At 67.7% G+C, this 22,132-nt stretch carries 23 protein-coding genes; 11 read left to right on the forward strand and 12 right to left on the reverse strand.

What is annotated here, in order from left to right; genetic code table 11:
• The first annotated feature begins 42 nt into the window (after positions 1-42).
• The gene (locus IEX71_RS06190; protein WP_188836115.1) at positions 43-1,500 is read left to right on the forward strand and encodes an HNH endonuclease signature motif containing protein; all 1,458 of its coding nucleotides are present in this window, start codon (positions 43-45) and stop codon (positions 1,498-1,500) included.
• 232 nt (positions 1,501-1,732) lie between these two features.
• Here IEX71_RS06190 and IEX71_RS06195 read toward each other — a convergent pair whose 3' ends face one another.
• On the reverse strand, positions 1,733-2,044 hold the full coding sequence (locus IEX71_RS06195) for a MazG-like family protein (protein ID WP_188836116.1): 312 nt from the start codon (positions 2,042-2,044) through the stop codon (positions 1,733-1,735).
• Between the two features lie 110 nt (positions 2,045-2,154).
• Between IEX71_RS06195 and IEX71_RS06200 the strand changes: the two genes are divergently transcribed.
• From IEX71_RS06200 to IEX71_RS06210, 3 genes are all read left to right on the forward strand, one after another.
• Positions 2,155-2,457 (forward strand): hypothetical protein, encoded by a 303-nt coding sequence (locus IEX71_RS06200; RefSeq protein WP_188836117.1) that lies wholly within the window; start codon positions 2,155-2,157, stop codon positions 2,455-2,457.
• 313 nt (positions 2,458-2,770) lie between these two features.
• Positions 2,771-3,022 carry a ribbon-helix-helix protein, CopG family gene (locus IEX71_RS06205; RefSeq protein WP_188836118.1) on the forward strand — a complete coding sequence of 84 codons (252 nt, stop codon included), beginning with the start codon at positions 2,771-2,773 and terminating at the stop codon, positions 3,020-3,022.
• Positions 3,007-3,321, forward strand: a complete 315-nt coding sequence (locus IEX71_RS06210; RefSeq protein ID WP_188836119.1) for a type II toxin-antitoxin system RelE/ParE family toxin — start codon at positions 3,007-3,009, stop codon at positions 3,319-3,321. Before IEX71_RS06205 ends, IEX71_RS06210 begins: the two co-directional genes overlap by 16 nt.
• 47 nt (positions 3,322-3,368) lie before the next feature.
• On the opposite strand, the gene IEX71_RS06215 is transcribed toward IEX71_RS06210, so the two are convergent.
• From IEX71_RS06215 to IEX71_RS06230, 4 genes are all read right to left on the reverse strand, one after another.
• Positions 3,369-3,701 carry a PASTA domain-containing protein gene (locus tag IEX71_RS06215; RefSeq protein WP_188836120.1) on the reverse strand — a complete coding sequence of 111 codons (333 nt, stop codon included), beginning with the start codon at positions 3,699-3,701 and terminating at the stop codon, positions 3,369-3,371.
• 101 nt (positions 3,702-3,802) lie between these two features.
• Positions 3,803-4,645 (reverse strand): pepsin/retropepsin-like aspartic protease family protein, encoded by an 843-nt coding sequence (locus IEX71_RS06220; protein WP_188836121.1) that lies wholly within the window; start codon positions 4,643-4,645, stop codon positions 3,803-3,805.
• Positions 4,646-4,809: 164 nt separating this feature from the next.
• Positions 4,810-5,430, reverse strand: a complete 621-nt coding sequence (locus IEX71_RS06225) for a response regulator (protein WP_188836122.1) — start codon at positions 5,428-5,430, stop codon at positions 4,810-4,812.
• A complete protein-coding gene (locus tag IEX71_RS06230; protein ID WP_229749519.1) occupies positions 5,427-6,641 on the reverse strand; it encodes a sensor histidine kinase in 1,215 nt (404 codons plus the stop codon). Before IEX71_RS06230 ends, IEX71_RS06225 begins: the two co-directional genes overlap by 4 nt.
• A gap of 183 nt (positions 6,642-6,824) precedes the next feature.
• Here IEX71_RS06230 and IEX71_RS06235 point away from each other — a divergent pair, with 183 nt between their 5' ends.
• Positions 6,825-7,892, forward strand: a complete 1,068-nt coding sequence (locus tag IEX71_RS06235) for an ABC transporter permease (RefSeq protein ID WP_188836123.1) — start codon at positions 6,825-6,827, stop codon at positions 7,890-7,892.
• On the forward strand, positions 7,889-8,605 hold the full coding sequence (locus IEX71_RS06240) for an ABC transporter ATP-binding protein (RefSeq protein ID WP_229749520.1): 717 nt from the start codon (positions 7,889-7,891) through the stop codon (positions 8,603-8,605). Before IEX71_RS06235 ends, IEX71_RS06240 begins: the two co-directional genes overlap by 4 nt.
• A gap of 64 nt (positions 8,606-8,669) precedes the next feature.
• Here IEX71_RS06240 and IEX71_RS06245 read toward each other — a convergent pair whose 3' ends face one another.
• Positions 8,670-10,016: an aminoacyl--tRNA ligase-related protein gene (locus tag IEX71_RS06245; protein ID WP_188836124.1), complete on the reverse strand. Its 1,347-nt coding sequence runs from the start codon at positions 10,014-10,016 to the stop codon at positions 8,670-8,672.
• A 337-nt stretch (positions 10,017-10,353) separates the two neighbouring features.
• Here IEX71_RS06245 and IEX71_RS06250 point away from each other — a divergent pair, with 337 nt between their 5' ends.
• Genes IEX71_RS06250 through IEX71_RS06260 form a run of 3 tightly spaced genes read left to right on the forward strand, consistent with a single transcriptional unit; the run spans position 10,354 to position 14,464 of the window.
• On the forward strand, positions 10,354-12,540 hold the full coding sequence (locus IEX71_RS06250; RefSeq protein ID WP_188836125.1) for an MMPL family transporter: 2,187 nt from the start codon (positions 10,354-10,356) through the stop codon (positions 12,538-12,540).
• A complete protein-coding gene (locus IEX71_RS06255; RefSeq protein WP_188836126.1) occupies positions 12,537-13,808 on the forward strand; it encodes a sensor histidine kinase in 1,272 nt (423 codons plus the stop codon). The genes IEX71_RS06250 and IEX71_RS06255 overlap by 4 nt, the downstream gene beginning before the upstream one ends.
• Positions 13,805-14,464: a response regulator transcription factor gene (locus tag IEX71_RS06260; protein ID WP_188836127.1), complete on the forward strand. Its 660-nt coding sequence runs from the start codon at positions 13,805-13,807 to the stop codon at positions 14,462-14,464. The genes IEX71_RS06255 and IEX71_RS06260 overlap by 4 nt, the downstream gene beginning before the upstream one ends.
• A 4-nt stretch (positions 14,465-14,468) precedes the next feature.
• Here the strand turns inward: IEX71_RS06260 and IEX71_RS06265 are convergent, their stop codons facing one another.
• Entirely contained in the window at positions 14,469-15,521 is a 1,053-nt protein-coding gene (locus IEX71_RS06265) for an NAD(P)-dependent alcohol dehydrogenase (protein WP_188836128.1), read from the reverse strand.
• A 95-nt stretch (positions 15,522-15,616) separates the two neighbouring features.
• Here IEX71_RS06265 and IEX71_RS06270 point away from each other — a divergent pair, with 95 nt between their 5' ends.
• Positions 15,617-16,204 carry a TetR/AcrR family transcriptional regulator gene (locus IEX71_RS06270; protein ID WP_188836129.1) on the forward strand — a complete coding sequence of 196 codons (588 nt, stop codon included), beginning with the start codon at positions 15,617-15,619 and terminating at the stop codon, positions 16,202-16,204.
• A gap of 20 nt (positions 16,205-16,224) precedes the next feature.
• Here IEX71_RS06270 and IEX71_RS06275 read toward each other — a convergent pair whose 3' ends face one another.
• Both IEX71_RS06275 and IEX71_RS06280 read right to left on the reverse strand, forming a co-directional pair.
• On the reverse strand, positions 16,225-16,539 hold the full coding sequence (locus IEX71_RS06275; RefSeq protein WP_188836130.1) for a hypothetical protein: 315 nt from the start codon (positions 16,537-16,539) through the stop codon (positions 16,225-16,227).
• Positions 16,540-16,608: 69 nt separating this feature from the next.
• On the reverse strand, positions 16,609-17,658 hold the full coding sequence (locus tag IEX71_RS06280; protein ID WP_188836131.1) for an OmpA family protein: 1,050 nt from the start codon (positions 17,656-17,658) through the stop codon (positions 16,609-16,611).
• A gap of 124 nt (positions 17,659-17,782) precedes the next feature.
• On the opposite strand from IEX71_RS06280, the gene IEX71_RS06285 reads away from it, so the two are divergent.
• Positions 17,783-18,250, forward strand: coding sequence for a PPOX class F420-dependent oxidoreductase (locus tag IEX71_RS06285; protein WP_188836132.1), 468 nt, complete (start codon positions 17,783-17,785; stop codon positions 18,248-18,250).
• A 59-nt stretch (positions 18,251-18,309) separates the two neighbouring features.
• On the opposite strand, the gene IEX71_RS06290 is transcribed toward IEX71_RS06285, so the two are convergent.
• The 3 genes from IEX71_RS06290 to IEX71_RS06300 all read right to left on the reverse strand — a co-directional run bounded on the left by IEX71_RS06290 (position 18,310) and on the right by IEX71_RS06300 (position 22,113).
• Positions 18,310-19,890 (reverse strand): DHA2 family efflux MFS transporter permease subunit, encoded by a 1,581-nt coding sequence (locus IEX71_RS06290; RefSeq protein ID WP_188836133.1) that lies wholly within the window; start codon positions 19,888-19,890, stop codon positions 18,310-18,312.
• A 243-nt stretch (positions 19,891-20,133) separates the two neighbouring features.
• Entirely contained in the window at positions 20,134-20,697 is a 564-nt protein-coding gene (locus IEX71_RS06295) for a dienelactone hydrolase family protein (RefSeq protein WP_188836134.1), read from the reverse strand.
• Between the two features lie 33 nt (positions 20,698-20,730).
• Positions 20,731-22,113, reverse strand: a complete 1,383-nt coding sequence (locus tag IEX71_RS06300; protein WP_188836135.1) for an MFS transporter — start codon at positions 22,111-22,113, stop codon at positions 20,731-20,733.
• Positions 22,114-22,132: the final 19 nt, after the last annotated feature.

Raw genomic sequence — 22,132 nt, forward strand, 5'->3', positions numbered from 1 at the left:
GTATTTGAGCGAAACCGCTTACAGGGGAGGGGGATTCACGCCATGACCATTGATCATTCGACAGTGAATGGTGCCTGGATCGCGGAGCCGGGGCGGGGACCGGAAGTGCTCGCCGGGCTGCAGGCTGCTGTTCAATTGCTGGACGAGGTGCCGCGTGTGGTGCATCAGCTCGGCGAGGCGCAGGTGGGCGACTTGGTGTCAGTGTTGTTGCGGTGGCACGGACGGGCGGCGCAGGTGACGACGCTCGTGACGGCGGACGCGGTCGAACAGGGCTGTTTGCTCCGGTCCGATGCGGCGAACACTGCGCAGTGGGTCGCTGGGCACTTGGCCGATGGGGTGCCGGTGGAACCGAAGACGGTGCGGGCGATGGCGTCGGTCGCTGATGCGTGCCGGGACCGAAAGAACGCGGTGATCACGCAAGCGTTGCGGGACGGTTCGTGTTCGGTGGAGTCCGCACGGACCGCGCTCACCCAGGCCGACAAAGTCGCCCCCGTGATTCCGACTGCGGAGCGTGAGGAGATTCTGGGTTGGTACCTGCAACTCGACCCCGCCCTCGGGTGTGCCGGACTCACCCAGTTGACGCGGCAGATCATCGCCCGGTTCGACCCCGACAAACTCTCCGACAATGACGAGAAGCTGGAGCGGACTGAGTCGTTGACCTGGTCCACCACCCCGACCGGCATGACTCGGCTGGTGGCGGAGTTGTCGCCGGCGAACGCCGCGATCCTCAAAGACGCCATCAACGCCAAGTCCGCACCCGATCCCGCGAAGCCTGCCGATGGTGGTCGAGTAGCGGCGGAGGAGCGTAGCGGGGGAGCCGGCGTATCGAGGCCCCATGAGCCCTCGGGGCCGAGTCGTGCCGGCGGTACCGGTGCGGCGTTCGGACTCGGCGCCGACAATGCACCCGAGGACTCCGATTCGACCGTGGACTCTGGTGAATCGGTGCGTGACGAGCGGACCCCGGGCAAACGACGCGTCGACGCGCTGCTGGACCTGGTCGGTGCCGGTGCCCGCGCAGCAACCGGGGAAGGCACCCAATCCAGTGCCGCCACCGTGCTGCTGACCATGGGCCTGGAAACCCTGACCCAAGGCCTCGGCGCGGCGGCCACGACCACCGGTGACACGGTCGACGCCGGTGCGGCACGAAGGTTCGCGTGCACCGCGGACCTGATCCCCGCAGTGCTCGGCGGACCCAGCGCACCGTTGGACGTCGGACGGCGAGAACGCCTGGCCACCAGAGCAATCCGGGCCGCGGTCATCCTGCGCGACGGCGGGTGCACGTTCCCCGGTTGTGACCGGCCACCGGGTTTCTGCGAAGTGCATCATGTCCGGCCGTGGTGGGCAGGCGGCGAAACCTCCCTGGCGAACTCGGCCATGTTGTGCGGCCGACACCACCAGACCGTGCACCGCAAGGGCTACACCGCCGACATACAACCCGACCGCGTGCGCTGGGATCTCACACCTGGGCTGATGGCAGGCCACCAGACCGCAGCAGCCTGAGCCGCGCGGCGGTTCGACACGCGCGTGCCGTAGCAGGCCCGGGTCCCGGGACGTCCAGGCGAACGAGGTAACGGGAACGAGCGTCGCCACGCGACGGAACAGCACGTCTCAGTGTGCGATTGCACCAATGGTGCTTCCTATGGCGAACGTCTTGTGGCACGCCCCGCGTGTCAATCCACCATCGAGACGGCAGCGGTCTGCCTCCGGCAGGCATCCGCGTCCGGAGCGGTGCTTACGACTCACCTTCACTGAGACGCACGAAGGCGCCACCTTCCGACCGGGTGTACTCGCGATTGGCGTTCTTATCGATCTTTCGCTCGATCTCAGTTTGGAGATCGACGTTCAGAATCTCCGCGAGTCCGAGCAGGTAGATCGCAACATCGGCCAGCTCCTCGCCCACGGTGCCTGTGCCGCGATGCCACGCTTCGAACGCCTCCGCAATCTCCCCTTGCAGTAGGCAGAACTCAAGTGGCACGTCGGTGGTGTTGAACCCCTTGGCGACCTTGTTCGCGAAGACGACTTGCTGCCCCGATGCAATGTCCATGCCTCGGTTCTACAGGCTCCGCGCGGTCAGACGTGGCGTTCCGGGCACTCGGCCGCACTTCCGGCCCTGGGGTCATCGTCGCTCGTCTCCGGAGGCTTGCTTTGCAGGTCGTGACCGTAGATGAGCAGACGACGCGTGTTCCGAAGATGCGCGACGCGATCGCCATTGCGGTCGCTTTGCTGGCGACCGGCTCGAACACGCCGGCCACTGTGGAGGTCGCGTGTCTTCGCCCCTCGGCTTCATTCTGGGAGTCGCGGGCTGTTCTGATTGACATGCTCATCGAGCAGGGCATGCCGATCCGCGGGAGTGCCGACGATTCTTATTGGATCTGGATCGACGGCTTCGGAAACGGTCTGCTCACCATCGGTGAGTTTGAACTTTGGTTCTATGAACGCCTTCCAGCCTGGCAATAGGGGCCGCCGGACCAACAGTTGGTGACGATGCTCGCCGAACGAGATAGCGAGACCGACCCGGTCTGCAAGTCCACAGTGGAGCGCCGGATGCGAGACGTCGCTCGACGGGCGCGACGTCATTGACCAGGTCGGCTCGACTTGCCCGACATGTGGCGACCGACGGTTTGGCGCAGAATTCCCGTTTGACGATCGGTGTGCGAGGCATGCGGTTAGCTGAACGATTCAGTCCGGCAGGCCCCGTCGGCGTCGTAATGGTTGTCGAGGGCAGCCCTATCAACGGTATGATTTAGTCATACTGAGTGGAGGTGGTGCCGTGGTTCACAAGGTGGCGATCACGTTGCCCGAGGAACTGTACGACTTGGTCGAGCGGGCCCGGGGCATCGAGCATCGCTCTCGCTCGGAGGTGATCCAAGAGGCGCTGCGCACGCACTTCGGCGAGTCGGTCTACGTTCCGTCCGACGCAGAGCGTCGCGCCCTTGCCGAGGCTCTCGACGAGTTCGACCAAAACCCGGGCGCGCAACGCGAATGGGACGACGTCCGCCATGAGCTGTGGCCGAAGGAGTGACGGTCGCCCTCGGCGAGCACGCCGTCGCGGATCTGCGCCGCGCCCGGGACCACTACGCGCGGATCGATCCCGCGCTGAGCCACAACTTCGCCGACGCCTTCGACATGGTGGTTTCCCGCATCAGGGCGTTTCCGCACGGCGCGCCACCAGTGGAGGGGTTCCCTGGCCTGCGACGAGCTCGAATGCGGCGATTCCCGTACGGAGTCTTCTACCGCGACGCCCCCGATCAGGATCCCGTCATCCTCGTCGTCCGCGTGCTGCACAGCTCCCGCGACGCGAGCCGACACCTTGACCACTGACCGCGGTGTGCTGATCCGGGGCATGACAGTGCCCAGTGGGCTATCGGCTAACGGTCCGTCGGTGGGTCGATCTCGCCGGTAAGCGTGCCTACCGGCGAGGACGGTCGTCGCGGCTCGCGAACACCGGCCCGGCCCGGCGAAGCCGACCAGTGAACGACGAGCGGATCCCAACGCTGGCGACTTGATCCCGCAGGTGGCTCCTGCTCGGTGACCCAGTAGTCGTCGGGCCAGGTCAGAGCAGCCAGTGGTGGTCCATCCGGGTCCGGTTGCGCGAGTTTGAGGCGGGCGACGTAGGCCACCCGGGCCGCGTCGCGGACCTGCAGACCGACGACATCGGGTACTTCGACAATGTCGGCGTAACGCGAAGAATCACGGGACATGGACGGCTAGCCCTCCTTGCAGCCATCGTCCACCCGATCAAGACGACTGTCACGCGGAGAACTCAGTGCCGAAGTCTCTACGTCGACGGGCGGGTAGGCAACTACGTCACCGGCGTGGTGAGGGCCATGACGCCGCGGCCGATGTCGTAGGTCTGCACATATCGGTCGAGGAATTCGGTACCGATCAGTCCGTTCAGCGCGATGTCCTGGAACATCACTGTCGGACCTCGAAGTACGGTCTCGGGCGCAGTGGCGATGCTGATGTCTCCTTCGATCGGGACGAAGCGCCGCACGTAGTCGTGGCCGGTCTCGTCGATGCCTTCGTCCGTGCGCCTTCCCCTCTCCGTGCCGTCGACTGCGCAGGACTTCATGAAGCGGTCATCCAGAATCGTTGCCGCTGAACCGGTGTCGATCTCGACCTCGGTCACAGTGCCATCCGGCAGCTGGAGGTCGGTTCGCAGGTCGACGGCCGGGCCGTCGCGGCGGACTCGGACAGGTACGTCGATCTGGGGTGCGCCAGCCGAGGCGGGCAGTGCGCCCAGGCCGACTACCGACCTGAACGGATCGATGGTGAGGATCAGCTCGCCGAGCAGGTCGAGACCGATGATGCCGTCGAAGCCTTCAGGCCCGTCCGTCGCGCCAAGGTCAGCGATGCCTGCGAGTCCGGACACGACGGCGAAACCGCCGGACGCCGCAGCGGGGCTTGCGCTACGGAGCTCCAGCGACGGCAGTTCGACCAGGGGGACTTCGACCGCCTGCCCTGACATGCGGTGGCCGGTGTAGCTGTCGCCGGTCTTGATGAAGTCACAGCTACGGGCCAGGCCTGTGGAGACGATGGTGATTCCGATGCCGGTGTCGACCAGAAATCGTGCGCTCGCGCCGTCGGGCAAGCCGATCCGGATGCGAGCGAAGTGGTGGACGCGGTCAAACGGAACTTCGAACACTTCGGCACAGTAGCCCGCTCCACATTCGGTGGTAGCCATCAGGGAAATGGGCGCGGCACGCAGTCCCGTGCCCAGCTCAGTCTCGAATGAGAGATCGGGTCACGGGACAGCTACCTGGGCCGCGGAATCGGCTGGCTCCATCCGCCAACAGGAGGAGAGACTGCTCAGTCGCGCAGCAGACCGAGTTCGCGGGCGCGCGCGACAGCACCAGTGCGGGAATCGGCGCCCAGCTTCTCGAAGACGTGCACCAGGTGCGTCTTCACCGTCGCCTCACTGAGGAAGAGTTCCTTGGCGACCTCGCGATTGGGACGTCCCAGCGCCACCTGCCGCAGCACCTCCAGCTCGCGGCCGCTCAGCGTCGGGCGAGGACTGCGCAACCTGGCCAGCAGCCGGTCGGCGACCACCGGGGCGAGCACCGTCTCGCCGCGCGCGGCGCGGTGCACGGCATCGACCAGGTCGTCCGGCGGAGCATCCTTCAGCAGATAACCCGAGGCACCGGCCTCGACCGCGCGCAGGATGTCCTGGTCCGTGTCGTATGTCGTCAGGATCAGCACCCGCGGCGCGTCCGGTGCGGCCAGCACGCGCTCCGTCGCGGCGACACCGTCCATGCCCGGGCCCATCTGCAGGTCCATGAGGACGACGTCGACGTCATACTCACCGGCCAGCCGTACCGCGTCCTGGCCGTTGGCTGCCTCGGCGACCACCTCGATACCGGCCGCCGTCAGCAGCATTCGCAACCCGGTGCGCACGACGGGATGGTCATCGACGAGCAGCACCCTGGTCATCGCGGCCCTTCGGCCGGGACCTCGACGTGGACACTGGTGCCCTCGCCAGGCGCAGACTCGACGGAGGCATGGCCACCGGCGTCCCGCGCCCGTTCTCGTATGGCGCGCAGGCCGAACCCGCCTGCCGCGCTCGGCACGATCGGCATGGTGGCGTCGAAGCCGACACCGTCATCGGTGATGTCGAGCGTCAGCACGTCTCCGAAACCGAGGGCGATGACCACTCGCGTGGCACCCGCGTGCTGACGGACGTTGGACAGTGCGCCCTGCGCGATCCGCAGCAGCGCGGCCTCGATCGCCGTGGGCAACGGTCGTTCCTCACCGTCGATCACCAACTGCGCATCGAGGTCCCCGCCCTGCCGGTCGACGAGGCGCTGCAGCGCCGCGGACAGCGGGGACCGCTCGAGATCCGAAGGAGTGAGGGCGTGCACGACGGTCCGTGCATCGTCCAGCCCTGTCGCCGCGGACTCCTCGATCTGGCGCAGCACCTCGACCAGTTGCTCGGGATCGCGCCGCCCGGCCAGCCCGGCCCGGGACAGCAGCAGGATGCTGGAGAACCCCTGCGCGACGGTGTCGTGCACGTCTCGCGCGAGGCGGGCACGCTCGGCGAGCACGCCGGACTCGCGCTGCGCTCCGGACAACGCGTCGTTCGTGGCGACCAGATCCTCTTGTGCCGCAACAAGTTCGGTGTTGAGCAACCGACGTTGCTCGCTCTCCTGCCGCAGCGCCGAATAGATCCAGGAGATGCCGACCGCCACGATCGCGCCCATCGACGGACCGAGGATCGACGGCACCGTGGCCGTGTCCGGCTGGTGCAACTGCGCCACGATCACGACGAGGGTGCCCGCGACCACTGCCGCGAGTGCGAACCAGCGCGGCAACAGGTGCAGCGCGAGGAAGAAGAGCGCGAATGCCACCCAGCTCAGCTCGGTGGACACCGCGACCAACGCGGCCCAACCGAGGAACAGGACCACGAACCACACTCGTCCGGCGACCGCACGTCGCTCACCGAACCGCATCGGAGTGAGGCGCAGGCCCGCGGCATACCAGGCGAAGAGCAGCACGCAGCCGAGGACGAGCGGCGCCGGGTGCGACGACTCCTGGGCACCGCGGATCGTGCCGATCAGCAGCAGCAGCACGAAGAGCCCGTGCATCGCCAGTTGCAGGGCGCGCATCACCGACGTACCGGCGGTCGAGGCGTGGTCTTCGAGCATCGAAGCGAACGCTAATGGATCGGTGCCCGTCCGCGCGCCCTTGCAGCATCCATCGAACGGTTGACCCGCGGCTCCATCGAAGGCCATCAGCGGGTTCCACCGTCTGCCCGATGTCTTCCGCGCGTATCGGCCGTTGACTGGACGACATACCGAATTCCATTGCTCGAGAAGGAGAGAACTGAAGTGTTCCTGGCGATCCGGGACCTGTGGTGGGCCCGCGGCCGATTTGCCCTGATGGCGGGCGCCATCGCGTTGATCACCCTGTTGGTGGTCATGCTGACCGGCCTGACGGAGGGCCTCGGCCGGCAGAGCACGTCGGCGATCACGTCGCTGCGCGCGGACCAGATTGCCGTCGAACGGCCGGCTTCGGGCGAGACGCTCTCGATGTCGACCAGCCGGATCACCGGCGCCGCACTGCAGAAGGCCAGGACACAGTCGGGCGTGAACGCGGCGGATCCCATCGGCATCAGCACGACCCGGGTCACGGTCGGCTCCACGCCCGCACCGGCGACCCTCTTCGGTGTGGACCCGAAGGCCGCGGTCGCACCGTCGGGAATCGGCCCGGATAGTGCCGTCGTCAGCAGTGAACTCGTGAAGGACCACACGATCCGTGCTGGCGACTCGATCTCCGTCAACGGCACGACGTTGCGGGTCGCGAAGGTGGTGGACGACGCTTCGTTCAGTCACGTGCCGGTGGTGTGGGTGCCGCGTTCGCTGTGGCGGCATACGGGAGCAGCGGCCGGCAGTGAGGGCACGGTGCTCGCCCTGCAGACGGGTAAAGGATTTGACGCCCAATCCTTCGACACTGCAACAGGATTGGTCAGCAAGTCGCGTGCCGACTCACTGTCGACCATCGGGTCCTACTCGGCGGAGAACGGTTCGCTGACGATGATCCGCGGGCTGCTCATCGCGATCTCCGCGCTGGTGATCGGCGCCTTCTTCACGGTCTGGACCGTGCAGCGGGAGGGAGATCTGGCGGTGCTGAAGGCCGTCGGTGCGCGCACCACCTACCTGCTGCGGGACGCGCTCGGGCAGGCACTGCTCACCCTGCTGCTCGGTGGCGGCATCGGCACCGCGGCTGCGTTCGCACTCGGGCTGGCCGTGCGTGGTCAGGTGCCGGTGGTGATCGACCTGGGCACCGTCGTCGTGCCGTTCGCCCTGATGGTCGCGGTCGGCCTGCTCGGCGCGACCGCCGCGTTGCGGCGCGTGGTGACGGTGGACCCGTTGACAGCGTTGGCAGGTGCGCGATGACGAGAGGTATGGCGGAAGGTATGGATGTGCAGGCGCTCGAGATCGACCAGGTGACAGTGCGATTCCGCGACGGGGAGGGCTGGACCTATGCACTGCGCGACGTCTCGCTGACCGTCGCACCGGGCGAATTCCTCGCAGTCACAGGGCCGTCCGGCTCGGGCAAGTCCACGCTTCTCGCGGTTGCCGGGCTGCTGCTCACCCCGACCGAGGGCACCGTCCGACTGGCCGGACGGGAGGTCGGCGGGGCGACCGCCAAGACCCGAACGGACCTGCGACGCAGCGACATCGGCTTCGTCTTCCAGCAGCCGCACCTGCTCGGCTCGCTCACGGCGCTCGAGCAGTTGCAGATGGTCGCGCGACTCGACGGAGATCGTTCGGCGGCGACCACACAACATGCGAAGGACCTCCTCGAGCAGGTCGGTCTGGGCAGCGTCATGCACAAGCGCCCGTCGACCCTGTCCGGCGGACAACGACAGCGGGTCGGCATCGCACGCGCGTTGATGGGCGACCCCGAGCTGCTGCTGGTCGACGAACCCACGTCAGCTCTGGATCACGAACGCGGTGTCGCGATCGTCGACCTGTTGCGGACGCTCACCCACGAGCGTGGACTCGGCACGCTGGTCGTCACCCACGACCTCGGCACACTCGGGTCGGACGACGAGGTGATCCGCCTGGTCGACGGGAAGTTGGCAGTGGAAGAGCCGGTCGACTGATCGCGAATGACGGCTTCTTCGCCGAGTGACGGCCCAATAGGACCGTCACTCGGCGAAGAAGCCGTCACTCGGCGGGGGTTGGTGGCCAGCTGAGCGCGCAGCGGGCGGCATACGCATCAGTGAGTATGTCGACCACGGCTCCCCGCTGGACCGAGCCGCGGTAGCCCGCAAAGACGTCGTTGACCTGCACCGACCCGTCGACGGCCTCGGACTCACCGAGCACCGCGAACGCGTAGTCCCGGCGTGCTCGGCTCGCGCGGATCCGTGCCCCCAGGGACCCGGAAGCGTCCAGCTCGGCCCGCAGCCCACGCGCCACCAACGCATCGACGAACCCTCGCGCGACGTCGTCGACCGTCTCCGACACGGGCAGCACACGCAGCTGGATCGGGTTGAGCCACAACGGCATCCGCCCGGCATACCGCTCGAGCAACGCGGCGGTGACCCGTTCCATCGACCCGACGGTGCCGCGGTGGATCATCACCACCTGGTGCTCGGAGCCGTCCGGGCCGTCATACACGAGGTCGAAACGCTGCGGCTGCACGAAGTCCAGCTGCACGGTCGCGATGGTCTCACCGACACCCCGCGAAGTTCTCCCCCGCTCCGCTCCTCCGATACTTCGCGGGGACCCCGCCAAGCGAGCATTGCCGTCGATCACCTGCAGGTCCAGCTTCGGCCCGTAGAACGCGGCCTCGCCCGGCGCCTCCACCACCTCCAGCCCGTATGACGCCAGGTCGACCGCCGCACACGCCTGCCGCAATGCCTCGGCGGCCTCCGCCCACCGTGCCGGATCGCCCAGTTGTCCCGGATCGGCATCGGGCAGCGACAGGCGCACGTAGTCGACCGGCATACCGAGCACGCGCTGCGCGTGCAACGCCGACCGCAGCGCTCGCTCCGCCTCGTCTGCGACCTGATCCGGCCGGCAGAAGACGTGAGTGTCGTCCAGGTTGATCTGCCGGACCCGGGTCAGCCCGGACACCACCCCGGACCGCTCGGCACGGAACATCGGCGCGAGTTCGTTGAAACGAAGCGGCAATTCGCGGTAGGAGTGCTGACGGGCGGCATACACCATCGCGTGGTGCGGACAGTTCGCCGGACGCAACACCAGCTGGTCACCGGGCGCTTCGTCACCCAGTGCCATCGGGGGAAACATGTCGGTGGCGAACTTCGCCCAGTGCCCCGACTTCTCGAAGAGCGCACGCTTGCCCAGCACCGGGGTGTGCACGCCGACGCACCCGTCGGCGCGGGCGATGTCGCGGGCCAACCGCTCCAGCTCGTCGCGGATCACCGAGCCGGCGGGCAGCCACAACGGCAGCCCGGACCCGACGAGCGGGTCGCCCGCGAAGAGGTCGAGATCACGACCGAGGTCGCGGTGATCATGGGGCGGATGTGCTTCATTGACAGGTGAATTCATGACGTCCTCGAGTTGTCGGGCCCGAAGTCACCCGCGGCACGAAAAACGCCCCGGAGATGACTCCGGGGCGTTGATGTGCAGGTTGTTCAGTGCAGCACCGCGCAGCCGGAGTGATCCGGCGTCGTCGTGCGCTGCGCGTCATACATGAAGGTCACTCTACGACGCGGGCTCCCGAACCGGAACCGCATTTGTCGGCACCAGGGTGCCGCCCGGTCTGGTGCGAGCGCACTAGGCGAAGACGGTCGCTGAGCACGATGTCAGACAGGTCCTCGCCGACGAGTCTTGAAGTCGCGTGATTCTCACGCTCCCACGAACTACATGACTGGAGTGAATGACGATGGCGAGACTTCTCAGCAGGGTCGGGCGGTGGGTGTTCCGGCGCCGGCGGCTCGTGGCCCGCATGTGGCTCGTCGCGGCGGTGCTTGCCATCGTCGCGGCGGTGGCCGCACCGTCCGGGGAGGAGGAGGACCTGACGATGCCGGGCACCGAGTCGCAGCAGGCCTTCGACCTGCTGAACCAACGATTCCCCGGCAACGACGCCGAAGGCGCCGAGGCCAGGCTGGTGTTCAAGGCCGCGGACGGGCAACGCATCACCGCGCCCGGCCAGCAGGCGGCCGTCGAGGACACCCTCGGTTCGCTGAAGGACGGTGACCAGATCGCCTCCGTCAGCGATCCGTATGACGACAAGGCGGTGAGCAAGGACGGCACCATCGCCTACTCGACGATCACCTACACGGCCGGCGCCACCAGCCTGAGCGACTCGACCAAGAGTGCGCTGGAGGATGCGGCCGAGCACGCTCGAGACGCGGGCCTGACCGCGGAGATCGGAGGCGATGCGCTCGACGCCGAGGTCGAACCCGGCGGCACGACCGAGATGATCGGTGTCGTCGTCGCGGCCGTGGTGCTGATCCTGACCCTCGGGTCGCTGGTCGCCGCCGGGCTTTCCCTGTTGACCGCTTTCACCGGAGTGCTCATCGCGTTCGGCGCCGTCACCGCGTTGTCCGTGCCGCTCGGCCTGACCTCCACGGTCGGGATCCTGGCGCTGATGCTCGGACTCGCTGTCGGCATCGACTACTCACTCTTCATCACCTCCCGCTATCGCGACGAGCGAGCACAGGGCAGAGAGCCGGAGGAGGCGGTCGGTCGAGCGCTGGGCACGGCCGGATCCGCAGTGGTGTTCGCCGGCGCGACCGTCATCATCGCCCTCGCAGGCTTGAGTGTTGTCGGGATCCCGGAGCTGACCAAGATCGGCCTCGGCGGCGCGGGTGCGGTCGCGCTCGCAGTACTGGTCGCCCTGACGCTGGTGCCCGCGTTGCTCGGCAAGTTCGGCAACCGGGTGCTGGCCCGCTCCATCCGCAGGGCGCGGCGGCGCGGTAGGCCGGTCCGCGCCAAGCGGCCTCGGCTGGCCGGCCGCTGGGCGGGTTTCGTGCTGCGCCGCCCGCTGAAGGTGCTGATCATCGCCGTGTTGGGGCTCGGCGCCGTCGCGCTCCCGACCCTGGGCCTCCAGTTGGGCCTGCCGGGCGACGAGTCGAAGCCGGTCGGCACGACGCAGCGCGACGCGTACGACCTGCTCTCCCAAGGGTTCGGGCCGGGCTTCAACGGACCGCTGACCGTCGTCGTCGACACGGCCTCCGCCGACAACCCGCAGGCCGCCACCAACCGGGTGGTCGACACGCTCCAGCAGATGGACGGTGTCGCATCGGTCGGCGAACCGGTGCTCAACAAGGCCGGTGACACCGCGGTCCTGACCGCCATACCGGAGACCGCACCGACCAGCGAAGAGACCACGGACCTGGTGAACCACATCCGGGACGAGGCGTCCGTTCTGGAGGCCGACACCGGCGCCGACGTCTTCGTGACCGGATCGACAGCGGTCAACATCGACATCTCCCAGGCGATGTCGGACGCTCTGTTGCCCTATCTGTCCGTGGTCATCGGGCTGGCGGTGTTGCTCCTGCTGGTGATCTTCCGTTCGGTCCTGGTCCCGATCACGGCAGCGTTGGGCTTCCTGCTCTCGGTGGGCGCCGCCTTCGGAGTGCTCGTCGCGGTCTTCCAATGGGGCTGGGCCGCGGACCTGATCGGCACCGAGCAGACCGGACCGGTGATGTCGCTCATGCCGATCCTGATCATCGGGATCGTCTTCGGCCTGGCGATGGATTACCAGGTGTTCCTGTTCACCCGGGTCCGCGAGGCCTACGTCCACGGCCGACCACCGCGGGAGGCGCTCATCGAAGGCTTCCGGCACAGCGGCCGGGTGGTGACCGCCGCGGCGATCATCATGTGCAGCGTGTTCGCCGGCTTCATCGGCATCCACAGCCCGACCATCCAGACGATGGGAGTGGGCCTGGCGTTCGCGGTCGCCTTCGACGCGTTCGTGGTCCGTATGGCGATCATGCCCGCGGTGCTGGCTCTGCTCGGACGGCGCGCGTGGTGGATGCCACGTATCCTCCATCGTGTGCTTCCGAAGGTGGACATCGAGGGCGAGTCGTTGGCCAAGCACGACCGGGTGCTCACATCGGTATGACGAACGACATCGGCGTCCTCCGGCCCCGCCCACAGTGGCGGCGGTCGGAGGGCGCCGTTCTGCTCACGGCCTTCCTGTGCTGCATCCTCGGGGGAGTGGCGCAGGTCGACAACAGCCTGGGCCGGCCGCCGCCCGTCACGTATGGCGTCGCGGCGCTGTCCTGTGCAGCGCTTCTGTGGCGGCATCGGCAACCGGTGGCCGTGCTGGCCGCGACCATCGCCTGCGGCATGTTGGTCACACCCGTCGGACTGCTGCTGACACCGCTGATCGTGGTGCCGGCCGTGATCGCGTCATATGCACTCGCCATACATCTCGAATGGCGGCCGGCGGCGGCGTTCCTCCTGGTCGGGGTCGCACTGCTGGTGGCCACGGCTTCGTTCTCCGGTGCGCTCTCCTGGCAGGACGGCAGCCGGTTGGGATCGGTCGTGGCGTTGCCGCTGGTCGCCGGCATCCTGGGTCATGCCACCCGGAACCGCCGTGCTTACCTGGCGGCCGTCGAGGAGCGCGCGCAACGCGCGGAGCAGAGCCGCGACGTCGAGGCGCGACGCCGGGTGGCCGAGGAGCGGCTGCGGATCGCGCGGGAGTTGCACGACGTCGTCGCCCACCAGATCACGCTCGCCAACGCCCAGGCGACGGTCGCGTCGCACCTCTTCGACAGTCAGCCGGAGCGGACCCGCAAGAACCTGGACTCGCTTGTCGAGACGACGAGCAACGCGCTCGACGACCTGCGGGCGACCGTGGGCCTGCTGCGCCAGTCCGACGATCCGACCGCGCCGGCCGAGCCCGCGCCCGGACTCTCCCGTCTCGAGACCCTCGTCGGGGACTTCTGCCGGGCAGGTCTGGACGTGACGGTCACCCAGGAAGGCACGCCCCGGCCGCTGCCGCCCGGTGTCGACCTGACCGCCTATCGCATCATCCAGGAGGCACTGACCAACGTGACCAAACATTCGGGGACCCGCCGCGCGCGGGTCGGCCTCGCCTGGGGTCGCAACCGCGTCGGGATCACCGTCGCGAACGACGCGCCGAGCGGTGGTGTGTCCGCCGCGGCACCTGGGTCGGGGCGTGCACCCGGGTTCGGGTTGATCGGCATGCGCGAGCGCGCCACCGCGGTCGGCGGGGAGATGTCCGCCGGTCGCAGCGAGGAAGGCGGCTTCCTTGTTTCGGTCATGCTGCCCGTCCCGCCTCGCAAGGAGACGCAACCTGCGGACACCGAAAAGCCGCAGCCCGCAACAGGATCCACGTCTCCGGTAACAGGTGAGCCGTCGTGACACTGCGTGTGCTCCTCGCCGACGACCAGGCGCTGCTGCGGGAGGCGTTCCGGACGTTGCTCGAAACGGCCGACGACATCACCGTGGTCGGCGAGGCCGCGGACGGTCGGGAAGCGGTGCGCCTCACCCGGGAGCTGCACCCGGACGTCGTGCTGATGGACATCCGGATGCCCGACCAGGACGGCCTGAGCGCGACCTCGCAGATCTGCGCCGACCCGGAGCTCGAGGACAGTCGCATCCTGATCCTGACGACGTACGAGACCGACGAACACGTCGCGCACGCGTTGCGGGCGGGCGCCAGCGGATTCATCGGCAAGGGCATCGGCGCAGCGGACCTGATCAACGCCGTCCGCACCATCGCGGAGGGTGAGACGTTGCTGTCGCCCGCCGCGACCCGGTCACTGGTGCAGCGATTCCTGGCGACGCCGGCGGACGACGAGCGATCACCGGTGCCGGAGGAGCTCGCCATACTCACACCGCGTGAGCGGGAGATGGTCGCGCACGTCGCGACCGGGAGGTCGAACGAGGAGATCGCCGAGCAGATGTACCTCAGCCCGTTCACCGTCCGCGCCCACGTGCAGCGAGCCATGACCAAACTGCACGCGCGCGACCGCGCACAGCTGGTCGTCATCGCCTACCGGACCGGGTTGGCCTGAGCCGTCACTGGGCAGGAGTGTCCAGATCCGACATGTCGAGGACGAACCGGTAGCGCACGTCACCTCGGCCGAGTCGCTCCAGCGACTCGTTGACCCGCGAGGACGGCAGCAGCTCGATGTCCGCCACCACGTCGTGCTCCGCGCAGAACTCGAGCAACTCCGCGGTGTGCGCCCGGCCACCGCTGCCGGCGGAGGTGAGCTTCTTGCGCCCGATCAGCAGATCCATCGTGTCGACGGAGACCGGCCCCAGATAACCGACCTGCGACAGCGCGCCGTCGAGGGCGAGGAGCGCGAGGTAGGGGCCGAGGTCGTGGGTGACGGCGACGGTGTCGATGATGACGTCGAAGCGACCGCGGGCCGCGGACATCGCGGCGGCATCGGTGGACACCAGCATGCCCTGCGCGCCGAGCCGGTGGGCGTCGTCGGCCTTGTCCGCGGAGCGACTGATGACCGTCGTCTCGGCGCCGAGCGCCACTGCCAGCTTGACGGCCAAGTGGCCGAGACCGCCCAGCCCGACGACGGCGACCCGAGTCTTGGGCCCAACACCCAATGTTCGCAACGGTTCCCAGACGGTGATCCCGGCGCAGAGCAACGGTGCTGCGGCAGCGGGGTCGAGGGGTGCGGGCAGCGGGTAGGCGAACTCCTCGCGCACCACGTACTCGCGGGCGAAGGCGCCGAACGTCGGCAGGCCGTCTCGCCGGTCGGTCCCGCCATACGTCAGTGTGGGGAACTCGCGACAGAAGTTCTCCTGACCAGCCTCGCACGTGTCGCAGCTGAGGCACGCGTCCACGATGTTGCCGACCGCGACGGGGTCACCCACCGCGAAGCGTCGGGCAGCGCTGCCGATGTCGGTGACGACACCGGTGAACTCGTGACCGGGTACGAGCGGCACCGTGGAGCCGGGCGCGTGCGAGTGCAGCGCGTGCAGGTCGCTGTGGCAGACGCCGCAGTAGTCGACGCGGACGGCGACGTCGTCGGGCCGTAGCTCGCGCCGCTCGAGCAGAGTCGTGCGCACGGTGGTGGGTCCGGCAGCGGCCCAGCCTCGGGTGCTTCGCATGAGGTCATCCTTAAACAGACTATTCGGTCTATTTCAGCGTACGGCCGCGCAGCGGCAAAAAACAAACCAACCGGTCTGTTGTGTAGCGTGGGGTGATGCCCGACAAGGAACTGACAGCGCGCGGGGCCGCGACGCGCAGCCGGATCGTGGACGCGGCGACCGCCGAGTTCGCCGAGCACGGCATCGCCGGCGCCCGGGTGGAGCGCATCGTCGCCGCTGCCGGCACCAACAAGGCGCAGCTCTACGCCTACTTCGGCAGCAAGGACGGGTTGTTCGACGCGATCTTCGGGGCGTCGCTGGAGCGGATCGTCGAGGTCGTCCCACTCGAGTCGGCGGACCTCGCGGACTGGGCGGTGCGCCTGTATGACGAATACCTGCGGCGGCCGGACCTCATCCGGCTGGCCACGTGGCACCGCCTCGAGCGCCGTCCGGCCGGGCACCTGGTCGAGGACGTCGATCGGCTGGACGACCGGAAGTTGCGGGTCATCGCCGAGGGTCAGGCAGCCGGGTCGGTGCAACCGGGCGATCCGTTCGACATCATGGCGCTGGTCATCGGTATGTCGATGGCCTGGTCACCGGTCAGCAACGTTTACGCCGCCACCGCGGCGGAGTCGAAGCGGGTCCACCGAGCTCGTAGTGAACTGCTGCGTGAATGCGTCCGGCGCGCGGTGCTCATCGACTGAGGCGTCGGCGCTGGACGGTGTCAGCCCCGGTCCGCCACGAGGTATGCCGCGCCCGCGCTGACGGCAGCCGCGGTGAACACCGACGGCCACGCGCCGATCTTCTTCGCCAGCGGGTGTGAGGCACCGAACGACCCGAGGTAGAGCGCGCTCAGTGCGGCCGTGCCGGCCGGGCCGGACTTGGCCAGCCAGGTGCGGCCGGCATACGCACCGGCTGCCGCCAGTACGACACCACCGAGGGGGCGGATGCCGGTCTCGCGGGCGGTCAGGAATCCACCGACCAGTCCGAGGGCGGCGATGGGTGCGGTCCGGACGTCGGTCACGTTACGAAAAGCCATGTGGCCGAGAGTAATCCGCGAGTCTGAGCGATATAGCGCGGGACTCCTCCAGCGCTACGATCAACGGGGCTACTTGTTGGGCCAGGAGATCGTGACCCGGCGGTTCTTCGCACGGCCGGTCGGGTTGTCCGAGCCGTCCGACTTCGTGTTGGCGGCGATCGGCTTCGACTCGCCGTTGCTGGTGACCTTCAGCTGTATGCCGGGCAGCTTGCTCCGCAACTCCGCGGCGACGGCATCGGCGCGCTGCTTGCCGAGCTTCAGGTTGAACGCGTCGCTGCCCTTGGAGTCGGTGTTGCCGACCACGGCGACGGTCTTGCCCTTGACGTGCGACTTGATCGAGATGGCGGACTGGTCGACCACCTGCTTGCCGCTCGGTGTCAGCTTCGCGCTGCCGAAGGCGAAGAGCACATCGGCCTTCAGGTCGACGGTCGAGGTGTTGCCCACGTTGCAGACGACATACCGACCGGCGAGCTTGCCACCGTCCGGCTGCTTGCCGACCACGGTCTTCTTTCCGGACTTGTCGACGTAGAAGAGGCCACTCTCGTCCGCCGAACCCTTGGCGCCGTCGGAGCCGACGAACTGCAGCCCCTTCTTGTTGGCGCAGGTGACCGAGCCGTCGGGCAGCACCCCGATGACGCCGGACGGATCCGCGATCACGCCGGCGCCCTTGGTGTTCACCGTGGACGGCACTCCGCTCGCGGCGACCCACGTCGCCTGCCTGTCGGTCAGCGTGAGCGATCCCTTGGGGGTCTTGCTGTTGGTGTGATGCAGGTCGGTCACCGGCGCGCCGGCGTCGACGGTGAAGCGGATGCCGTTGTTGTAGACGAAGGTGACCTTGCTGCCCTCGGCATACCAACCACCGTCGTCGCCCAGTGCGCCGTCCTCGGGTCCGACCTTGCCGGACGATGTCGACGTGCCGGAGCTCGCGGAGTCCGACGACTTCGACGGCCCGCTGCTGGACCCGCCGGTCGACGTCGGCGCGGCGTCCGCGCCGCCGGTCGCCTGCGACGACGCCGTGCCGGCGGTGACCGCCGGGCCGTCCTGCTGCTGGCACGCGCTCAACATCCCGGCAGTTGCCAGCACCACCGTGGCCGTGGTCAACGACGTGATTCGCTTCATGTCCCCTGGTCCTTCCGCTTTCCTCACCGGGTCACACGGTATGACGCAGCAACGCCCCGAAACGCTCCATCGTCGACCCGAGCACGTGGGACCGCACCGGTGCCGACGCCCCTACGATCGAAGCATGTCACCTCGCATCGCCACCGCACAGCGCGTCGATCGTGACGCGCTACTGGACTTCGTCCGCACTCGCCACCGGGCCACGCTCGTCACCCACAAGCGCAGCGGCGGCCTCCAGCTGTCGCTGGTCACCTGTGGTGTGGGGGAGCAGGGAGAAGTGCTGATCTCCACCTACCCTCAGCGCGCCAAGGCTGCGAACATCCGACGTAACCCGTTGGTGTCGTTGCTGATCCAGTCCGACGACTGGAACGACGCCTACGTCCAGCTCGACGGCACGGCTCGAGTGATCGATCTGCCCGACTCGGTCGAGCCGCTGGTCGAGTACTTCCGTTGCATCTCCGGCGAGCACCCCGACTGGGACGAATACCGCCAGGCCATGCGCGACCAGGGCAAGTCGCTCATCGCGGTCACCGTCACCGACTGGGGACCGATCGCAACCGGCGGCTTCCCACCCGAGCTGGCGAACGACTGACGACATACGCAAAGGCGCCCGTACTCGACTGAGTACGGGCGCCTTTCGTGGGGTGAGGCTCAGTGCATCATGATCGGTGCGGCGTCCTCACCGGCAACCGGCTCCGGCAGCGGCTTGCGCGGCAGCATCAGCGCCGGGATGACGGTCAGCAGACACAGCACGGCAGCCACCCAGAACGTCGTGCCGAACGATCCCGCGAGGTCGTGCAGCGCGTGGGCCATGAACTGCTTCTGGCCACCGGCCTGCGCGATCGCGTGCATCTGCTCGGTCGTCGGAGGCAGCGGCGGCTTGTGCTGCGCCCGCTCCTGCACCGCTTGACCGATCTGCACGTAGTGCGACGCCTTCTGGCGGTCGGTCAGCACCGTCGACATCACGGCGACACCGACGGACGAGCCGATCTGCTGCACGATGTTGATCAGCGTCGAACCACGTGCGATCTCGTGGTGCTTCAGCGTCTTCAGCGCCGAGGTCATGATCGGCATCATCGTGCCGCCCATGCCCAGACCCATCAGGAACAGCACCGGCAGGATGTACCAGTAGCTGGTGCTCTCGTCGATCTGGGTCAGCATGAACATGCCGACGATGATCCCGACGAGACCGAACGGCACGATGCGTCCGACCGGCATCTTGTCGACCAGGGAGCCGGCGAGCGGCATGGTGATCATCGCGCCGATGCCCTGTGCTGCCACCAGCAGGCCGGAGTCGAAGGTCGACTCACCACGGACCGCCTGGAAGTAGGTCGGCACCAGCAGCAGACCACCGAAGAAGGCGGCGACGAAGAGGAACATCGTGATGGTCGACATCGACAGCAGTTTGTTCTTGAAGAGCCGCAGGTCGAGCAGCGGGTGCTTCGGCTTGAAGGTGTGCCGGATGAACAGCGCGATCAGGGCCAGGCCGATGATGCCGGTGACCAGCACCTTGGTCGAACCCACACCATCGGTCGGGATCGACGAGACACCGAAGAGGAAGAGCGCCAGACCCGGCGACATCATCAGCATGCCGACGAAGTCGAAGGACTCCGACGGGGTCGGGCTGTCGTTCTCCAGCGCGAACCACGCGTAGACCATCGCGAAGATGCCGATGGGGACGTTGATCAGGAAGATCCAGTGCCAACTCGCGTGCTCGATGAGGTAGCCACCGAGGATCGGGCCGCCGATCGGGCCCAGCAGCATCGGCACACCGAGGATGGCCATCAACCGGCCCATCCGCTTCGGGCCGGCCGCGTGGGTCAGGATCGTCATACCGAGCGGCATAAGCATGCCGCCACCGAGGCCCTGCAGCACTCGGAAGCCGATGAGCACCTCGATCGAGCCGGCCGTCGCGCACAGCGCGGAGCCGATCGTGAAGAGCAGGATCGCCAGGATGTAGAGCCGCTTCGTGCCGAAGCGGTCGGCCGCCCAGCCGGTCAGCGGGATGACGGTCGCGAGCGAGAGGGTGTAGGCCGTCACCGTCCACGCGACGGTCGAATAGGCAACAGGGTCACCGCCATCGGCGAAGACACGCTGGAAGGTCGGCAACGCGACGTTGACGACGGTGATGTCGAGGATCGACATGATCGCGCCGAGCACGACGACGCCGGCGACCTTCAGGACAGCGCCGTCGATCTCCTCGGGATATTCCGGGGCAGCGCTGGTGCTCATGCGCGCCTCCTCATCTGGTGTCCTCGCGCCCGCGAGGACTGTTCTCGGTATTCAAGGGCAGCGGATAACACGCTGAGGGCTCCTTCAGGACATTCGAAAGCTGGTAGCCGTAGCCTGACCGGGGCCGGTTTCACGATGGTTTCACCACTAACGTTGCAGCACAGCGCGCACGCCGCCCCCGGGCAACCCGACCAGCGTATTACTCGGAGGCTGTCTCCGGAAATAGTTATTTTGTGGTCAGCGTCACGGATGCAGCAGCGCGTCGACCCGGTCCAGCGTCGAGGCGGTCGCGGCGGCGTCCCCGTCGGGAAGGTCGGTGTCAGTGAACAAGTGCCCCTTGCCCGCAGTGACGAAGTCCTCGAACTCGGCACCGGAGGCACGGACTGCGTCGCAAAGTGCTTGCAGATCGGCCGGGTCGACGAAGGGGTCCTCGGCATACCGATGGATCTGCACCGGCTGCCCGCTCCACGTGCCGTGCCGCGGTGCCGCCACGCTGTGCATCAGGATCACCGCGGCCGCTTCCGGTCGGTCGGCGGCGAGTCGTTGGGCGAACGCCGCGCCGAGTGAGAACCCGGCCAGCACGGTGTCGGCCGGCAGCTCGTCGATCACCGGACGCACTCGCGCGAGCAGCTGCGCCGGACCGACGTCGTCGCGATGGGAGAGACCGGCACACGTGTCGTCGAAGACGTTGCCGGCGTAATAGTCAGGAGCGACCACCTCGTGGCCGCGCTCGCGCAACGCGTCCGCGAAGCGGAGCACCGCCGGCCGCAGTCCGAACGCCGAGTGCAACAGCAGGATGGTGGCCATTGGCTGATCGCTCCCTTCACGTGAGTGAGGCGTTCATGCCTCGAGTGCCTCGGCAGCATTCTCGTCCTTCGGCGGCGGCGCCGCACGCAGCAGCACGGCGAGCAGCCCACCGAGGACCATCACGATGCCCACTAGCCAGAGGCCGGTCTTCTCGGTGCCGGTGCCGTCCTTGAGCCAGCCGGTGAAGTATGGCGCGAAGAATCCGGCCGAGTTGCCGACCGAGTTGACCAGCGCGATCCCACTCGCGGCGGCGGCGCCGGACAGGAAGTTCGTCGGCAGCGCCCAGAAGGTCGGCAGCGCGCACATGATGCCGACGGCGCAGATCGTCACCGCGACCATCGCCGCGAACGGGCTGCCGAGATAGAGCGTGATCGGGATGGCGATCCCGCCGACGATGGTGGGACCGGCGACGTGCCAGACACGTTCGCGGGTCCGGTCGCCGTGCAGTGCCCACGGGATCATGACCGCGGCGCCGATGACGTAGGGCACGGCATTGATCAGACCGCGCTCCACCACCGAGTAGTTGGTGCCGAACTGCTCGGAGAAGCCGGAGATGATCGAGGGCAGGAAGAAGCCGAGTGCGTAGAGCCCGTAGACGATCCCGAAGTAGACGAAGGCGAGCGCCCAGACACGAGGCCGGGTCAACGACTGCAGGATGCTGACCTGGTATGCGCGACTGCGGCCGCGTTCCTCGGCGTCGAGAGTCCGTTGCAGTGCGTCGCGTTCGGCCAGTGGCATCCACTTGGCGTTCTCCGGACGGTCGGTGAGGTAGAACCACGTGACGACACCGAGCACGACCGCCGGCACACCCTCGATGAGGAACATCACCCGCCAGCCGTCGAGTCCGATCCAGCCGTGCGCGTGCTCGATCAACAGCGACGAGATCGGTGTGCCGATCGCGCTGGACAGAGGGACGGCGACCATGAAAAGCGCTGTCATCCGGGCGCGTTCGCGTTGTGGGAACCAGAACGTCAGGTAGAGCACGATGCCGGGGAAGAAGCCTGCCTCGGCGACACCGAGCAGGAAGCGCAGCACGTAGAGCGTGCCGGCGTTGGGCACGAAGGTGATCGCGGCCGCGACGATGCCCCAGGTGACGAGGATGCGCGCGATCCAGCGCCGCGCGCCGAACTTGTGCAGCGCCATGTTGCTCGGCACCTCGAGCAGCAGGTAGCCCAGGAAGAAGATGCCGGACGCGAAGCCGAACATCGACCCGGACAGGTGCAGGTCGTCGTTCATGCCGTTCGGGCCGGCGAACCCGATGTTGGTGCGATCCAGGTAGTTGACGAAATAGAGCAACGCCACGAACGGGACGAGTCTGCGCACCGACCGACGCACGGCGCTGCGCAGCAACGGGTCGTCGGCAGGTGGCGCTGCCGCCACGGGAGTCTTGGTCAGATCAGGGCGCGACTCCGTCATGCCTTCAAACGTATCGGCA

It is taken from the genome of Flexivirga endophytica, from assembly GCF_014640635.1.
GTDB lineage: Bacteria > Actinomycetota > Actinomycetes > Actinomycetales > Dermatophilaceae > Flexivirga > Flexivirga endophytica.

Coding starts and splice junctions, on each gene's coding strand:
- IEX71_RS06225 (WP_188836122.1), bottom strand. CDS start 5,430: ATGACCAGGGTGCTGCTCGTCGATGACCATCCCGTCGTGCGCACCGGG.
- IEX71_RS06245 (WP_188836124.1), bottom strand. CDS start 10,016: ATGAATTCACCTGTCAATGAAGCACATCCGCCCCATGATCACCGCGAC.
- IEX71_RS06275 (WP_188836130.1), bottom strand. CDS start 16,539: ATGGCTTTTCGTAACGTGACCGACGTCCGGACCGCACCCATCGCCGCC.
- IEX71_RS06270 (WP_188836129.1), top strand. CDS start 15,617: ATGCCCGACAAGGAACTGACAGCGCGCGGGGCCGCGACGCGCAGCCGG.
- IEX71_RS06250 (WP_188836125.1), top strand. CDS start 10,354: ATGGCGAGACTTCTCAGCAGGGTCGGGCGGTGGGTGTTCCGGCGCCGG.
- IEX71_RS06255 (WP_188836126.1), top strand. CDS start 12,537: ATGACGAACGACATCGGCGTCCTCCGGCCCCGCCCACAGTGGCGGCGG.
- IEX71_RS06215 (WP_188836120.1), bottom strand. CDS start 3,701: ATGTCCCGTGATTCTTCGCGTTACGCCGACATTGTCGAAGTACCCGAT.
- IEX71_RS06190 (WP_188836115.1), top strand. CDS start 43: ATGACCATTGATCATTCGACAGTGAATGGTGCCTGGATCGCGGAGCCG.
- IEX71_RS06230 (WP_229749519.1), bottom strand. CDS start 6,641: ATGCTCGAAGACCACGCCTCGACCGCCGGTACGTCGGTGATGCGCGCC.
- IEX71_RS06290 (WP_188836133.1), bottom strand. CDS start 19,890: ATGAGCACCAGCGCTGCCCCGGAATATCCCGAGGAGATCGACGGCGCT.
- IEX71_RS06265 (WP_188836128.1), bottom strand. CDS start 15,521: ATGCGAAGCACCCGAGGCTGGGCCGCTGCCGGACCCACCACCGTGCGC.
- IEX71_RS06195 (WP_188836116.1), bottom strand. CDS start 2,044: ATGGACATTGCATCGGGGCAGCAAGTCGTCTTCGCGAACAAGGTCGCC.
- IEX71_RS06295 (WP_188836134.1), bottom strand. CDS start 20,697: ATGGCCACCATCCTGCTGTTGCACTCGGCGTTCGGACTGCGGCCGGCG.
- IEX71_RS06280 (WP_188836131.1), bottom strand. CDS start 17,658: ATGAAGCGAATCACGTCGTTGACCACGGCCACGGTGGTGCTGGCAACT.
- IEX71_RS06300 (WP_188836135.1), bottom strand. CDS start 22,113: ATGACGGAGTCGCGCCCTGATCTGACCAAGACTCCCGTGGCGGCAGCG.
- IEX71_RS06285 (WP_188836132.1), top strand. CDS start 17,783: ATGTCACCTCGCATCGCCACCGCACAGCGCGTCGATCGTGACGCGCTA.
- IEX71_RS06240 (WP_229749520.1), top strand. CDS start 7,889: ATGACGAGAGGTATGGCGGAAGGTATGGATGTGCAGGCGCTCGAGATC.